Origin of the sequence: Microbaculum mangrovi (assembly GCF_051390635.1) — a bacterium.
GTDB lineage: Bacteria > Pseudomonadota > Alphaproteobacteria > Rhizobiales > Tepidamorphaceae > Microbaculum.
This window is the reverse complement of the sequence record NZ_JBPODT010000005.1, coordinates 161547-175821: the sequence shown is the minus strand read 5'-3', so window position 1 is coordinate 175821 and position 14275 is coordinate 161547. Positions and strand designations below refer to the sequence as shown.

16 protein-coding genes are annotated in these 14275 nt (G+C 67.3%); 6 read left to right on the top strand and 10 right to left on the bottom strand.

The genetic code is table 11. The features are described from left to right. Nucleotides 1-2: 2 nt before the first annotated feature. Nucleotides 3-983, top strand: a complete 981-nt coding sequence (locus ACSF9G_RS21545; protein ID WP_436644210.1) for an FAD:protein FMN transferase — start codon at nucleotides 3-5, stop codon at nucleotides 981-983. Between the two features lie 37 nt (nucleotides 984-1020). On the opposite strand, the gene ACSF9G_RS21540 is transcribed toward ACSF9G_RS21545, so the two are convergent. Continuing rightward, a complete protein-coding gene (locus ACSF9G_RS21540) occupies nucleotides 1021-1710 on the bottom strand; it encodes a Crp/Fnr family transcriptional regulator (protein ID WP_436644209.1) in 690 nt (229 codons plus the stop codon). Nucleotides 1711-1981: 271 nt separating this feature from the next. Between ACSF9G_RS21540 and ACSF9G_RS21535 the strand changes: the two genes are divergently transcribed. Genes ACSF9G_RS21535 through ACSF9G_RS21525 form a run of 3 tightly spaced genes read left to right on the top strand, consistent with a single transcriptional unit; the run spans nucleotide 1982 to nucleotide 3469 of the window. Further along, nucleotides 1982-2461 carry a group III truncated hemoglobin gene (locus tag ACSF9G_RS21535; RefSeq protein ID WP_436644208.1) on the top strand — a complete coding sequence of 160 codons (480 nt, stop codon included), beginning with the start codon at nucleotides 1982-1984 and terminating at the stop codon, nucleotides 2459-2461. A gap of 10 nt (nucleotides 2462-2471) precedes the next feature. Next, on the top strand, nucleotides 2472-3158 hold the full coding sequence (locus tag ACSF9G_RS21530; RefSeq protein ID WP_436644207.1) for a 5-formyltetrahydrofolate cyclo-ligase: 687 nt from the start codon (nucleotides 2472-2474) through the stop codon (nucleotides 3156-3158). Beyond that, entirely contained in the window at nucleotides 3155-3469 is a 315-nt protein-coding gene (locus ACSF9G_RS21525) for a DUF6522 family protein (protein ID WP_436644206.1), read from the top strand. Before ACSF9G_RS21530 ends, ACSF9G_RS21525 begins: the two co-directional genes overlap by 4 nt. A gap of 37 nt (nucleotides 3470-3506) precedes the next feature. Here the strand turns inward: ACSF9G_RS21525 and ACSF9G_RS21520 are convergent, their stop codons facing one another. The 7 genes from ACSF9G_RS21520 to ACSF9G_RS21490 form a co-directional block, all read right to left on the bottom strand. Next, entirely contained in the window at nucleotides 3507-4439 is a 933-nt protein-coding gene (locus ACSF9G_RS21520) for a GumC domain-containing protein (protein WP_436644205.1), read from the bottom strand. A gap of 116 nt (nucleotides 4440-4555) precedes the next feature. Next, nucleotides 4556-5869: a TRAP transporter large permease gene (locus tag ACSF9G_RS21515; RefSeq protein WP_436644204.1), complete on the bottom strand. Its 1314-nt coding sequence runs from the start codon at nucleotides 5867-5869 to the stop codon at nucleotides 4556-4558. 10 nt (nucleotides 5870-5879) lie between these two features. Then, nucleotides 5880-6413, bottom strand: a complete 534-nt coding sequence (locus tag ACSF9G_RS21510; RefSeq protein ID WP_436644203.1) for a TRAP transporter small permease — start codon at nucleotides 6411-6413, stop codon at nucleotides 5880-5882. Nucleotides 6414-6483: 70 nt separating this feature from the next. Continuing rightward, nucleotides 6484-7458: a TRAP transporter substrate-binding protein gene (locus ACSF9G_RS21505; protein WP_436644202.1), complete on the bottom strand. Its 975-nt coding sequence runs from the start codon at nucleotides 7456-7458 to the stop codon at nucleotides 6484-6486. A gap of 44 nt (nucleotides 7459-7502) precedes the next feature. Further along, nucleotides 7503-8753 (bottom strand): NAD(P)/FAD-dependent oxidoreductase, encoded by a 1251-nt coding sequence (locus ACSF9G_RS21500; RefSeq protein WP_436644201.1) that lies wholly within the window; start codon nucleotides 8751-8753, stop codon nucleotides 7503-7505. Nucleotides 8754-8760: 7 nt separating this feature from the next. Then, nucleotides 8761-8967, bottom strand: coding sequence for a hypothetical protein (locus tag ACSF9G_RS21495; RefSeq protein ID WP_436644200.1), 207 nt, complete (start codon nucleotides 8965-8967; stop codon nucleotides 8761-8763). Beyond that, nucleotides 8955-10655, bottom strand: a complete 1701-nt coding sequence (locus ACSF9G_RS21490) for a thiamine pyrophosphate-binding protein (RefSeq protein ID WP_436644199.1) — start codon at nucleotides 10653-10655, stop codon at nucleotides 8955-8957. Before ACSF9G_RS21490 ends, ACSF9G_RS21495 begins: the two co-directional genes overlap by 13 nt. A 145-nt stretch (nucleotides 10656-10800) precedes the next feature. On the opposite strand from ACSF9G_RS21490, the gene ACSF9G_RS21485 reads away from it, so the two are divergent. Both ACSF9G_RS21485 and ACSF9G_RS21480 read left to right on the top strand, forming a co-directional pair. Beyond that, on the top strand, nucleotides 10801-11502 hold the full coding sequence (locus tag ACSF9G_RS21485; RefSeq protein ID WP_436644198.1) for a GntR family transcriptional regulator: 702 nt from the start codon (nucleotides 10801-10803) through the stop codon (nucleotides 11500-11502). Nucleotide 11503: 1 nt separating this feature from the next. Beyond that, entirely contained in the window at nucleotides 11504-12220 is a 717-nt protein-coding gene (locus ACSF9G_RS21480; RefSeq protein WP_436644197.1) for an aspartate/glutamate racemase family protein, read from the top strand. A 78-nt stretch (nucleotides 12221-12298) separates the two neighbouring features. Here ACSF9G_RS21480 and ACSF9G_RS21475 read toward each other — a convergent pair whose 3' ends face one another. Together ACSF9G_RS21475 and ACSF9G_RS21470 are read right to left on the bottom strand one after the other, a co-directional pair. After that, nucleotides 12299-13264 carry a peptide ABC transporter ATP-binding protein gene (locus ACSF9G_RS21475; protein ID WP_436644196.1) on the bottom strand — a complete coding sequence of 322 codons (966 nt, stop codon included), beginning with the start codon at nucleotides 13262-13264 and terminating at the stop codon, nucleotides 12299-12301. Further along, complete coding sequence (locus ACSF9G_RS21470; protein ID WP_436644195.1) at nucleotides 13261-14271, bottom strand: ABC transporter ATP-binding protein; 1011 nt, start codon at nucleotides 14269-14271, stop codon at nucleotides 13261-13263. Before ACSF9G_RS21470 ends, ACSF9G_RS21475 begins: the two co-directional genes overlap by 4 nt. Nucleotides 14272-14275 lie beyond the last annotated feature (4 nt).

Below are 14275 nucleotides of genomic sequence, written 5' to 3'. Positions count from 1 at the left end.
CAATGCTGACCAGACGCCGTTTGATCGAGATTTCCGCCGCTGCCGCCGTCGTTCCGCTCGCGGCGGGCCGGGCGCCGGCCACGACGCGGCTGACCCGCTGGACCGGGACCGCCATGGGGGCGCAGACGTCGATCGTGCTGGCGCACCCGGACGAAGCCGAGGCGCAGCGGATCATCGAGACGGCGCGCGCCGAGATCGCGCGCCTGGAGGCGATCTTCAGTCTCTATCGGGACGACAGCGTCGTCGGCCGGCTGAACCGCGAGGCGCGCGTCGACCTTCCGCCGTTCGATCTGTTGTCGCTCCTGTCGCTTGCCGACGGCATCCACGGCGTGACGGGTGGCGCGTTCGATCCGACGATCCAGCCGCTGTGGCAGCTCTACGCCCGCCATTTCGCCGAACCCGGGGCGGCGCCCGGCGGGCCGGATCCGCAGGCCGTCGCGGCGGCGCGGGCAAGGACGGGCTGGAAGAACCTCGCGATCGACGACGCGTCGGTACGCTTTTCCAGGCCGGGCATGGCCGTGACGCTGAACGGCATCGCGCAAGGTTATGCCACGGATCGTGTCGCCGAACTCCTGCGCGCGGAAGGGCTTCGGAACGTCCTCGTCAATGTCGGCGAGATCCGGGCGCTCGGCCGCCATCCCGATGGCCGCCCGTGGAAGGCCGGACTGGCCGAGCACGGGGACGGCCCCGCCGAGGAACGGCTGGATATCGCGGAAACGGCGCTCGCCACCACGGCGCCGCGCGGAACGGTCCTGGATGCCGCCGGCCGCGTCCCGCATCTCATCGATCCGGCCACGGGCAGGCCCGGCGGGGTGTGGCGACGGATCTCCGTGCTCGGGCCTTCGGCGGCGATGGCGGACGGGCTGTCGACCGCCTTCGCGGTGATGCCGCAGGCGGCCATCCGCGAGGGCCTGGAACAGTATCCGGGCTATCGGGTAATCGGCGTCGACGAGGCGGGCGTCCGTCTGGACCTTTCGGCCTGAGCAGGTGCGCGGAACGGGGCGGCGATCGGGGGCGCGGTCAGGCGCGCGAGCGAAACACCTCGGCGCGGTCCTGTTCCACGAGCTGCTGCAGATGCGCGATGTCGTCCACGATCGCCATGTCGCGGCGGATCGACAGGCCGCACGCTTTGAGGCGCTGAAATGCCCGCGACAGGCTCTCCGGCTTCATGCCGAGTTTGCCGGCGAGCAATGCCTTGTCGTACGGGATCGCGATCGTGCACGAACCCGACCGGACGGGCGCCAGCGACAACAGGAACCGTGCCACGCGCTGCGTGCCCGTATGGGCCTTCAGCTCCTCGATCTGGTTGACCAGCATATGCAGGTGGCGCGAGGTCGAGGCGAGCATCGCCAGGCCGATCTCCGGTGACTCCATGACCAGGTCCAACAGGTGCCGGGACGGAATGTGCAGCAGGCGGGCGTCCGACACCGTTTCCCCGGTCGCCGGGTACTTTCCGGACACGAACGCGGCCGCCTCGGCGAAGCTCTCGCCGCGGTGAAAGACGCCGATGACCGCTTCGTCGCCGGACGGCGTGGTGCGGAAGATCTTCACCCAGCCGTCCAGGACCACATAAAACGCCTCCACGGGCTCATCCTGCAGGAAAAGCATTTCGCCGCGCGCATGCGTGTTGATCCTGGCGTGCTTCAGGAGCTTGGCCAGTGTTTCGTCGTTGAGCCCGCTGAACAGCGCGGTGTTTCGAAGAGCCGCCAAGTCATTGGCCTGCAACGTGATTCCCATGGACGTCGTTTTACCTTTCGGTCCCGCGGTGACGCATCGTGCAGGCTATGACAATCCGGCGATGTCCCAGCGATGTCGCAGCCTGATTTTGGATACAGGTTTGTCGCGCCAAACGCCAGCCGAAGCCGTAGAATCGGGAGCGACACAATGGCCTGGACCGCGGCATGTCCGCATCGGAATTCGGGGTGGCAATGCCGCGCGTCAAATGATAAATAGGTATTTGAAATACCTATTGGGACATGCCATGACACATGCTGAACGACGCGCCCTGATAACCGAAGAGATCAGAGAGCGGACCGGCATAGACGAAGCGCTGATCGGGCGTCTCGTTGACACGTTCTACGGGAAGGTCCGCAACGATGAGCTGCTCGGGCCGGTGTTCGAGGCGCGCATCGGGAACTGGCCCGTGCACCTGGAGCGGATGCGGGCGTTCTGGTCATCGGTCGCGCTGATGACCGGCCGTTACCACGGCCAGCCGATGGACGCGCACCAGCCTCTGCCGGTCGACGCGCGCCATTTCGATCGCTGGCTCGCCTTGTTCGAGGAAACGGCCATCGAGATCTGTTCCGACGTCGCCGCCGACCATTTCATCGAGCGCGCGCGCCGGATCGCGGATAGTCTCGAACTCGGTATCGCGTCCTTCAACGGCATGCTGGTCATGAAGGGGCAGCGGCTGGTGCGGCCCGATACGGACGTTGCGCTGCCGCAGGGCGCCGGCAGCTAGAGGATAGGCCATGATCGCGGACGACCCACCGTCGACCTACGCTTCGCCGCCCTGCTTCATGCACGAGGCCGGCGACGACGGCCCCGCGGAGGCAGCCGGCGGTGCGGTTCCCCTGCGAAGCGACGTCAAGCGCTGGCGCAAGGCGGAACGCGAGCGGCTGATCGCCGAGAGGCTGGCGGTCCCGAACGCGGTGCGGTCGGGACACGGGAGCCGGATCGCCGCCGCGCTGGAAGCCGCGATCGGCGGTGTCTCGGGGGTGACCATCAGCGCCTACTGGCCATTCAGGGGCGAACCGGACCTGCGCCCCTTCATGGAGCGAATGACGTCCCTCGGCGCGCGATGCGCCCTGCCGGTCGTGGTCGAAAAGGCGGCGCCGCTGGTATTTCGCGCCTGGCGTTCGGGCGACCGGCTGGAACGGGGCATCTGGAACATCCCGGTACCCGCCGAGGGCGCCGACGTCCTGCCAGACATCGTCATCGCCCCCGTCGTCGGATTCGATCCGTCCTGCTACCGGCTCGGCTACGGCGGCGGGTTCTTCGACCGCACGCTGGCCGCCTTGCCGCGCAAACCGCGCGTGTTCGGCGTCGGCTACGAGAACGCCGCCATCCGGACCATCCACCCGCAACCCCACGATATCCCGATGGATACGGTGATTACCGAGGATGCCGTGTATTCCGCGGCAGAGGCGTCGTCATGAGACCGAGAGACGACGCCCTGGCGGTTGAGTTCGAGAACGGCGAGATCAGCATCGATGCCCGCGTGATCGGCAAGGGCCTCGATCTGGACCCGCCGGTCGTGCTGACGCGCATGCGGGAGGGGGCGATCACGAGCCTTTGCGAGCGCGGGGTCGACGAGGACGCCGGCCACTACCGGCTGACGTTTTTCCACAAGAGCCGCCGTTGCCAGATCGTCGTCGACCGGGATGGCAGGATCGTACGGCAGTCGACGCTGGATTTCGGCGACAGGCCCCTGCCGCGATCGGCTCGAACGAAACGCTCCCTTCCTTGACCGCAGGCGTACCGGTCCCCGAGCGGGGCATGGCCGATCATGTCGGCCGATAGAGGCGTCTCAGCAGGATCGGCGTCAGATACATCGGGATCTGGTAGCAGCCGATAAAGAGGAGCAGGGGATCGGTCGTGCTTGCGGGCAGGGCGACCAGGAACAGGGCCATGTTCCGATTTCCGGCGACGATGCTGTAGGCCGCCCGGCTGTCCTTCAGCCTCGAATTGCGCAGCGCGAACGCGACGGCGACCTGAAGCCCGAGATTGGCGGCGCATGCGATCGCCAGCCAGAACAGGAAGGTGGCCGGCGTTTCGACCATCGCCGGACCGACGGCGGACATCAGGCCGACCACCAGGACCGCCATGGCGATGGCCGAAAGGCCGTCGATCGCCCGCAGCGTTTCCGGAGCCGGCAGCGGCAACAGGAAGCCGCGGATCAGGAAGGCGACCCCGCCGGCGATGGCAATGACGCCAAGCAGGCGCCCCGCGGCGAGCAGCACCTCGCCGGCCGTCCCCAGTTCAGGCACAAGCCAGAACGGAATCAGCACCGTCGCCGGCAGTACCGCGGTCCCGAAGATCAGCAGTCGCAACGCCGGTGCCGGGTCGTTGCCGGTCAGCAGCGTCAGGTTCGGGCTGCCCGATATGGAAGACGCCGACAGCATGAGGACCAGCGACAGCGCGATCGGGTGGTCGAGCCAGCCGCCGGCCATCATGACGAGGATGGCCGCGGCCGGTATCGCAAGCTGAAACAGTAGCGTGAGCCCCGCCGTGACCGACAGGTCGCCGACCGCCCCCAATGCCTGGCGCGGGCCGATGCGAAGCGCGGCGACGAACAGCAGGAGCGCGACCAGTTCCGGCAACCAGGCCTTCATAACCACGGCCGCGCCCGGCAGGGCGATGCCGGCGACGAGCCCGGCGATTAGGAGTATCCGGCCGTGCCGCGCGGCGTATCCCAGCAGCGATACAAGACTCGTCACATCAGTCCTCTGGGGCTCAATACCGCCGCGGCCGAGCCGCTGATCGCGAGCGAGGCGGAGCGATAGCGGGTCAGGGGCGGCGAACCGAGCAGCGCAAGGCCGGTAACCGACAAAGCCTAGCCTCCCGGACGCTGGCGCATGTTCTCGGGCAGCCACGTCGCCAGATCGGGGAAGGCGATCAGAACGAAAACCATCAGCACCATGATCAGGAACATCGGCACCGCCGCGCGGGCGATGAAGTTCATTTCGTGTCCGGTCATCCCCTGCAGGACGAAGAGGTTGAAGCCGATCGGCGGGGTGATCTGCGCCATCTCGACGACCACGACGATGAATATGCCGAACCAGATGATGTCGATGCCGGCCTGCCGGATCATCGGTTCGACGACCGCCATGGTCAGCACCACCGACGATATGCCGTCCAGGAAACAGCCGAGCACGATGTAGAAGACGAGCAGCGCCATCAGCAATTCGAAGCGCGTCAGGTTGAGCGAGTCGATCAGTGTCGCCAGGCCGCGCGGCAGGCCGGTGAAGCCCATCGACAGCGACAGGAACGCGGCCCCGGCGAGGATCAGGGCGATCATGGCCGATGTCCGCACCGCCCCCATCAGGCTTTCGACGAATGTGCCGACGGTCAGCGATCCCTGACCCGCCGCGAGCGCCAGCGAACCGAGAACGCCGAAGGCGGCCGCTTCGGTGGCGGTCGCCAATCCCAGGTACATCGACCCGATCACCACGAGGATCAGGCAGATGACCGGAATGAGGAAGCGCGAGTTCCGCACCTTCTCGGCGAAGGTCATCTCCGGCTCGGGCGTGGGATGGTAGGTCTTCGAGACCTTCGAGTAGATCGCGACATACGCCATGAACATCGCCGCCAGGACGATGCCGGGAACGATGCCGGCGATGAAAAGCTTCGTGATCGACTCGTTGATCGTGACGCCGTAGACGATCAGCGTCAGCGACGGCGGGATCATCAGGCCGAGCGTCGCTGCCCCGGCCAGCGTGCCGATGACCATCGTCTCCGGGTAGTCGCGCCTGCGCAATTCGGGAACGGACATCTTGCCGACCGTGGTCAGCGTCGCCGCCGACGACCCCGAGACGGCGGCGAACACCGTGCAGCCGACGATGTTGGTGTGGACGAGCCCGCCGGGAAGCCGCGCCATCCAGGGCGACAGGCCGCGGAACATGTCTTCCGACAAGCGCGTTCGATAAAGGATCTCGCCCATCCAGATGAACAGCGGCAAGGCGGTGAGCGACCAGGACGACGACGACGTCCAGATCGTCGTGATCATCGCATCGCCGGCCGGCCGGGTGGTGAAGAGCTCCATGCCGACAAAGGCGACGCCGAGAAGCGCGAGCCCGACCCAGACACCGGTTCCCAGAAGCAGGAACAGGACGAACAGGAAGATCGCGATCGGAGCGAGTTGTTCCATCGGTCCGTTCCTACTCCGCGTGGCTCTGATCGATGAGATCGGTCTTGATGCCGTGCGAGCCGGTCACCAGCAGGCGGACGAGGTGGTCCCAGAAGCACAGCGCCAGCAGGACTGTGCCGGCCGCCATCGACAGCTGCGGTATCCAGATCGGCGTGGCGTCCAGCCCCTGGCTGATATCCTGAAGCTTCCAGGACCAGTACGTTCCCCTGACGGCGTACCAGGCGAAATAGGTCGAGGCGGCCGTTCCGATGGCGAAGCACCAGATCTCCAGCCATCGGCGGTGCTTGCCGAGGGCGTTCAGCAGGATCGAGACGCGGATGTGGGCGCCGTGATTGAGCGCGTAGGCGAAGGCGAAGAAGGACGCCCCGGCCATGCAGTAGCCGGCATAGTCGGTGGCGCCGGGAAACACCTGCCCCGTCCATCGCGCCAGCATCTGCAGCACGATCAGGACCAGGATGGCGACCGTAAACAGTGCCGCGACAACGCCGCCGGCCAGATAAACCGCGTCGAGGACTCGCCGCAATGCGCGACCTGTCGCCAGCATGGTCAAATCCCCCCTGATGAAATGAGGCGCCGGGACCGGGGGGCGCCCGGCCCCGGTCCCGGCACCGGCATCACATGGACTTGTAGGTTTCGACGATCTCCTTGCCCTGTTCGCCGGCCGTTTGGAGCCATTCGTTCGTCATGATCTCGCCGAGGGCCTGCAGTTCCTTGACCAGCTCGGGGTTCGCGCGCTCGACGGTCATGCCGTTTTCCTTCAGGCCGTCGAGCGTGAACTGCGTGTACTCCTTGGAGCGGGCGAGACCGTCGGCCTGGGCCTTGGCGGCGCAGTCGCTCACGGTCGTCCTGGTGGCGTCATCCAGGCCGTTCCAGGCGTCCATGTTGACGAAGACCGCATTGCGGGGCAGCCACGCGTCGACCTCATAGAAATGGCTGAGGTGCTCCCAGACCTTGCGGTCGTAGCCGGTCGCCCCGGACGAAATGAAGGCTTCGGCCACGCCGGTCGCCAGCGCCTGCGACAGTTCCGCGGCCTCGACCTGTACCGGCAGCATCCCGGTCAGTTCCGCCATGCGCGCCGTCGCTATCGAATAGGAGCGGAACTTGGTTCCCTTCATGTCCGCGACCGAGCCGATCGCCTTGTTGAAGTAGAGGCCCTGCGGCGGCCACGGCACCGAATACAGGTAGTGCAGGTTGTCCTCGGTCAGCGCTTCCGCGATCTTCGGTTCGGCGATCTTCCAGAGCGCCTCGTGCTCGTCGAACGACGACACCAGGAAGGGAATGGAATCGACGCCGTAGAGCGGGTTCTCGTTCTGATGCGCCGAAAGCAGACGCTCGCCGATCGGGGCCTGGCCGGTCTGCACCGCGCGCTTGATCTCGTTTCCCTTGAACAGAGAACCGGACGGGTGGGTCACGATCTCGAGCTTGCCGCCGGTGCCGTCGGTCACGCATTTTGCGAAGTCGGCGCCGATCTCGGAATGGAAGTTGGTGGCCGCGTAGGCCATCGGCATATCCCATTTCTCGGCCGTCGCCGCGCCGGCGCCGACGATCGTGACGGCCGTTGCCGCCATTAAGGTCCACACTGCTTTCATGACATCTCTCTCCCTCTAGTAAGCCGTTTCAACGTACTCCGATCTTAACGAAACCGGGTAGGGGCATAAGGCGCAAGGTCAATATTCGGATTGCGCCGCGAAACCAGCTGCGAAATCAGCCGTCCGGTCTTCGGCCCGCCCGTCAGGCCGACATGGTCGTGTCCGAAGCCGAGAATGGCGCCCTTGACGCCGGGAACCTCCCCGATCACCGGAATCGAATCCGCGACCGACGGCCGGTGGCCCATCCACTCGGTGGTCTCTTTCCAGCGTATTCCGGGGATCGCGGCCTCCACGTTCCGCTTGAGCAGCGCGAACGCGGCGCGTGACGGGGCGGCCGTCAGTCCGCCGAACTCGACGATGCCGGCGAGTCGCAGGCGGCCCTCCATCGGGGTTGCCACGAACTTGCCGGACGCGATCATCACCGGCGCGCGGGGCATGATGCTGGGCTCCCACAGGTCGAGATGGTATCCGCGTTCGGTTTCGAGCGGGACGTCGATGCCGAGCTTGCCGGCGAGCGGTCGCGACCAGACCCCCGTCGCGACCACGGCGGCATCGCAGGCGATCGTCTCGCCGCCGACGCGTACCCCGGTGACGCGGCCGCCCTCGCGGGCGATATCGCTCGCCTCGCCGATGACGATCCGTCCGCCGCCGCGCTCGACATGGGCGGCCAGGTCCTTGACGTATCGCCCCGGGTCGGCGATGCGGCCGTGGTTCTTCAGGCGCACCGCGTAGTCCATCGCCGGGCCGAAGGCCGGATCGTAGTCCGCGAAGGCCCCGCCCTCGAGGATGTCCCACGCGAAGCCATGCTCCTTGCGGACCGACCAGCCGAAAGCATCGCCCTGGAAGTGGGCGCGGTTGTCGTAAAGGAACACATAGTCGGACGGCACGACCCACCTTTCCGCGCCGGTTCCGGCGGACAGGGCCTGATGCTCGGCCAGGCTGTCGCCGATGATCGGCGCCAGCGCGGCGGCGCGTCGCTTCACGGCGGTGGCGTTGGCGTGAGAGAGATAGCGGATCAGCCACGGCGCGAGCCTGGGCAAATAGCCCCATTTCAGGAACAGGGGCTGGCTCGGATCGAAAAGCATGCGCGGCGCCTTGCCGACGAGGCCCGGCACCGTCACCGGCACAACGGAACAGGATGCCAGCACCCCGCCATTGCCGAAGCTGGTTCCTTCGCCGGGGCCGGCCCTGTCGATCAGGACGACGTCGTGGCCGTCGCGCTGCAGCCAGATCGCCGCCGAGACGCCGACGATGCCGGCACCGATGACCGCTATTTTCCTGGTCCCCGCCGTCATGCCGTTATCACCCCGGACCGCGAACAGCGTACTTGAGCACTTCTTCCATGCCCGGCGCCATCCCCGGGCCCGGCGCGTCGGTAACCGTCACCTCGCCCTCGACCGAGCCGATGCCGTGGTCGCGCCGTCCGGTGACGGGCAAGGCGCGGTGCCAGACGTCATCACCGGTCACCGTTTCGTCCGGCAGTGGTGGCGTCGTGGTCAGGCTACCCATTCGGAGACCGGCGCCTCCGCCTCGTGAAGCGGCTGCGAGACGATGTCGACCAGGGTCGGTCCGTCATGCGCCAGCGCCTCGGCGAGAACCCGGTCGAGATCATCGGGGTCCTCGACCCGCCAGGACCTGACGCCGAACGCGCTGGCGACCGCCGCATGGTCGGTGCGCCCGAAATCGACATTGTAGAACCGCTTGCCGAAGCCGGCGTTCTGTCCGGCCTTGATCCAGCCGAAGGTCGAATTGGAAAAGACGATCGAGGTGATCGGCATGCGGTAGCGGGTGATGGTCTCGAACTCGCCGCAGCAGAATCCGAAGGAGCCGTCGCCCATGGCCGCGACGGTCTTCACGCACGGCCGCCCGACATGGGCGCCCATCGCGGCCGCCAGCGCGTATCCGAGCGCGCCGTGGGCGCGGTTGGTGATGAAGCCGCGGCCGGGCCGGCGCCAGCGATAGTGGGCGGAGAAATACGGGCAGGGTGTGCCCGGATCGGCGACGACGATGGCGTCGTCGTCGAGGTGGCGCGCAAGCGACGCGATCACCCGTTCGGGGCGGATCGGTGTCTCGAGGCTCGCCGCCAGCGGATCGAATGCGGCGCGCTTGCCCCGCCAGGCGGCTTCGGCGCGTCTCGTGCCGGCCTGGCCCGGACGCTCGCCGCGGGCTTCCAGTTCGGCGACTAGCGCCGCGAGCGCGAGCCTGGCGTCGGCGCAGATGGCGACTTCGGTCGCGTAGTTGGCGCCGATCACCATCGGATCACTGTCGATATGGACGACTGTCGTCCCGGGCGCGGGGGAGCGCCAGCGTTCCGTCGTCACAGAGCCGGCCCGGCATCCGATGAAGAGCACGACATCGGCCTCGTCGACCGCCGCCCGCGTCGATGCCACGCCGCCGTTCGATCCGACGACGCCCACCGCCCGGGCGTCGGTCTCGGCGATCGCGCCCTGGCCCGATACCGTCGTCGCGACGGGCATGTCGAGAAGCGCCGACAGCGCCTTCAGTTCGTCGAATGCGCCGGCGATCACCGCGCCGCCGCCGCAGATCGCGATCGCCGATCGTGCCCGCATCAGACAGTCGGCGGCGGCGCGGACGGCGTTCGCGTCCGGTGCCGCGCGTTCGGCTGGGAACTGCCGGTGGCGTTCGTCGGCCCAGATCTCGGACTCGTCGACGGGTGCCTTCTGGGTATCGAAGGGGAAGGCGAGGTGGGCCGCCCCCGGCCTCCCGGTCGCCATCGCCCGGAAGGCCGCGCGGACCATCGCCGGCAGACGGCGCGCGTCGTCGAGGCCCGCGTTCCATTTGGTCAGGGGACGGAACAGGGCCGGCTGATCGAGTTCGGTCAGCGGATAGCGGCCACGGGCGGCCGTCGAAACGTCGGTGGTGATCGCGAGGATCGGCACCGAGCTCTCGTTCGCCTCGACGACGCCGGGCAGGATGTAGGTCGCGCCACCGCCCGAGGGGCCTTCGCACACGCCGGGCTTGCCGGTCACCCTGGCGTAACCGTCCGCCATATACGCGGCATGGCGTTCGTCCCGCGTCAAAAGATGGGTGATGCCGTGATCGAGCCGCGCCAGGGCGTCGTAGAACGGCAGGGTCGTATCCCCGCACAGTCCGAACATGTGCTCGACACCGTAGGCCTGCAGCATGCGGACCATGGCTTCGGCGCCGGTGAGCTCGTTCGGGCGGTGTGATGACATCGGGGCTCCGTGCGGTGTCTAAGGTCGGTTCGCAGCCCGCGCGGTTCGGCATCGAAAAGCTGCGTGCAAATCTGTATACAGGATTGTATGTTGATAACGTCGCCGTAGCGAGTCAACGATGTTGTCGATACCGATTGGGAGCCAGATGAGCGAAGGCCGCGTTGAAGCGCTGTATGACCAGCTCAAGGCGATGGCGGTCGATTTCCGCTTCCGGCCCGGAGAACGGATAAACGAGGTTGCCCTGGCGCGGGAGCTGGAAGCCAGCCGGACACCGCTTCGGGAGGCGCTCAACCGTCTGGTGGGAGAGCGGCTGATCGACTTCCAGCCGGGCAAAGGCTTCTTCTGCCGCCACCTGGACCCAGATACGGCGTTCGCGCTGTACGAGCTGCGGCGGATCATCGAGGAGGCGACGGTCAGGCTCGCGTGCGAGCGCGGGGAGAGCGAGGCGATCGTGGCACTGAAGCAGGGCCTTTACGCCGACGGTCTGGCCTATGTCGGCAAGACGGTGCGCGAATTGACGGCTTTCGACGAAGCCTTTCACATCGGGATCGCCGAACTGTCCGGCAACGCGGAAGTGGTTCGCCAGCTGCGCCGGATCAACGAGCGGATCCGCTACGTGCGCTGGGTGGACATGGCGGCGCGGGTGACGGAAACCAAGGCCGAGCACACGGCGATCATGCGGGCGATCGAACGCAGGGACGGCGATGGTGCCGTCACAGTCATGCGCGCCCACATCGCCAAGCGCATGGACCAGATCGTCGCCGCGGTGAAGGAAAGCTACTCCACCATCTACATGCCCGGCGCGGAGACGCTGTTTGACCGTCCCCTCGTCGCCGAGGAGGCGTGACGTGAAGGCGGTCGGCGGAAAGGCGATCTACGGTGCATCGGTCGGTATCCTCATGCTCGACGCCCGATTTCCGCGCATCCCGGGCGATATGGGCAACGCGCTGACCTGGCCGTTTCCGGTACACTACCGGATCGTCCGGTCGGCCTCGCCGGACCATGTCGTGCGCCGTGGCGGCGAAGGGCTTCTCGGTGCCTTCCTGGACGCCGCCCGTGCGCTCGCCGAGGACGGTGTCGACGGCATCACCACCAATTGCGGATTCCTGTCGCTGTTCCAGGACGAGATCGCCGAGGCGGTGCGGATACCGGTGGCGACGTCGTCGCTGATGCAGGTGTCCCTGGTGAACCGGTTGCTGCCGCGGGGAAAACGTGCCGGCATACTCACGATCTCAGGATCGACGCTCACGCCCGCGCACCTGGAGAAGGCAGGCGTGCCCGACGGCACGCCGATCGGCACGACCGAAGGTGGCCGCGAATTCACCCGCGCCATTCTCGACAATCACCTGGAACTGGATGTCGATGCCGCCCGGCAGGACAATGTCGATGCGGCCCTAGCCCTGGCACGGGCAAATCCCGACCTGGGCGCGATCGTTCTCGAGTGCACCAACATGGTGCCCTACGCCGTCGCGATCAGGGAGGCGACCGGTCTGCCGGTCTATTCGATCTACACCTTCGTCTGCTGGTTCCAGGCAAGCCTCGCGCCGCGCGGCCAGTGGCCGTGACGCACGGCTAACCATCCCGCGTGGCCTCCATCGCGAGATCCGGCCGACCTCCCGGATCGGCGGGAAACCCCGTGGTCCTCAGGACTCCACGGCGAAACAGGCCACCTGCGACCGGCCTCGGGGTTCCAGGAGAGGCCGTTCGACGCGGCAGCGATCGAAGGCGAGCGGGCAGCGGGGATTGAACGAGCAGCCCGGCGGCGGGTTGATCGGCGAGGGCAACTCGCCCTTCAGCGTGATGCGCTCCTTGCGGCGTTTGGGATCGGCGACCGGGGTCGCCGCCAGCAGCGCCCGCGTATAGGGATGGCGCGGATGGTCGAAGATCTCGTCGCGCGGGCCGACCTCGACCGGCCGGCCGAGATACATGACCATGATGTCGTCGGCGACATGGCGGACGACCGACAGGTCGTGCGAGATGAACAGGTAGGCGAGGCCGAATTCCTCCTGCAGCTCGGCGAGCAGGTTCAGGATCTGCGCCTGGATCGACACGTCGAGCGCGGACACCGGCTCGTCCAGCACCAGGATGCGGGGCCTGAGCATCAGCGCCCGGGCGACGGCGATGCGCTGGCGCTGGCCGCCGGAGAACATGTGCGGGTAGCGGCCGTAGTGCTCGGGCCTGAGGCCGACCCTAGCGATCATGTCGAGCGCCTTCTGCCGGCGGGTGGCGGCGTTGTCGCGGGTGTTGATCTCGAGCGGTTCCTCCAGCGTCGCGCCGATCTTCTTGCGCGGGTTGAGCGACCCGTAGGGATCCTGGAAGACGATCTGCACGGCCCGGCGCAGCTCGGCGGAGCGGGCGCCACCGGCCTCGTCCACGTCCTTGCCGTCGATCTTCAGGACCCCTTCGCTCGGCAGTTCGATCATGGTGACGAGGCGGGCGAGGGTGGACTTGCCGCAGCCGGATTCCCCGACCACGGCGAGGGTCTTGCCCGGTTCCAGCGTGAAGCTCACGCCGCGCAGCGCCTTGACCTCGGCAGGCTTGGAAAACATGCCGCCGCTGACCGTGTAGTTCTTCTGCAGGTCGTGGGCTTCGAGGACGGCCATGTTCATGCCATCGCCTCCTTGATCTCGCCCGGCGCCGGGTGGCCTAGGGGGACGCCGTGCTCGAGCGGATAGTGGCACAGGGCCGCCCCGTGCGCCGCGTCGGCATGCGGCGGAACGGTCGTGCGGCACAGATCGGTGGCGAAGCGGCAGCGCGGGTTGAACAGGCAGCCATCTGGCCGGTCGCCCTGTCCGGGCACGACGCCGGGGATCGACGGCAGATGGCGGCCGGTGGCGCGTTCAGGCAGGGCGGCGAGCAATGCGGCGGTATAGGGATGGTGCGGGTCCTCGAACAGCCCTTCGACGCCCTGCTGCTCGACCTGCTGGCCGGCATACTGGACGACGACACGCTCGGCCGTCTCGGCGACGACGCCCATGTCGTGGGTGATCAGGACGAGCGCCATGCCGGTGTCGCGCTGCAGGCCGATGAGAAGGTCGAGGATCTGCGCCTGGATGGTGACGTCGAGCGCGGTGGTCGGTTCGTCGGCGATCAGGAGCTTCGGCCGGCAGGCCAGCGCCATCGCGATCATGGCGCGCTGCGACATGCCGCCGGAGAGCTGGTGCGGAAAGGCGGCGAGCCGCCGCTCGGGCTCGGGGATGCCGACCTCGTTGAGGAGCTCCACGGCGCGGGCGCGGCGGTCCTGCCGGTTGAGGCCGAGATGCACCCTCAGCGTTTCCATGATCTGGAACCCGACCGTGAAGCACGGGTTGAGGCTCGTCATCGGCTCCTGGAAGATCATGGCGATGTCCTTGCCGACGATCGAGCGGCGCTGGGCCGGCGAGATCGTCAGCAGATCGTGGTCGCCGAAGCCCATCCGGTCGGCGGTGACGGTCGCCGTCCATGGCAGCAGCCCCATGACGGCGAGCATGGCCACGGACTTGCCGGAGCCGGATTCGCCGACGATCGACAGCACCTCGCCGGTGTCGACGGCGATGTCGATACAATCCACGGCGCGGAACGTGCCGACCGCGGTCTTGAACTCGACGGTGAGGTTGCGGATGTCGAGCAGAGGCATCTCG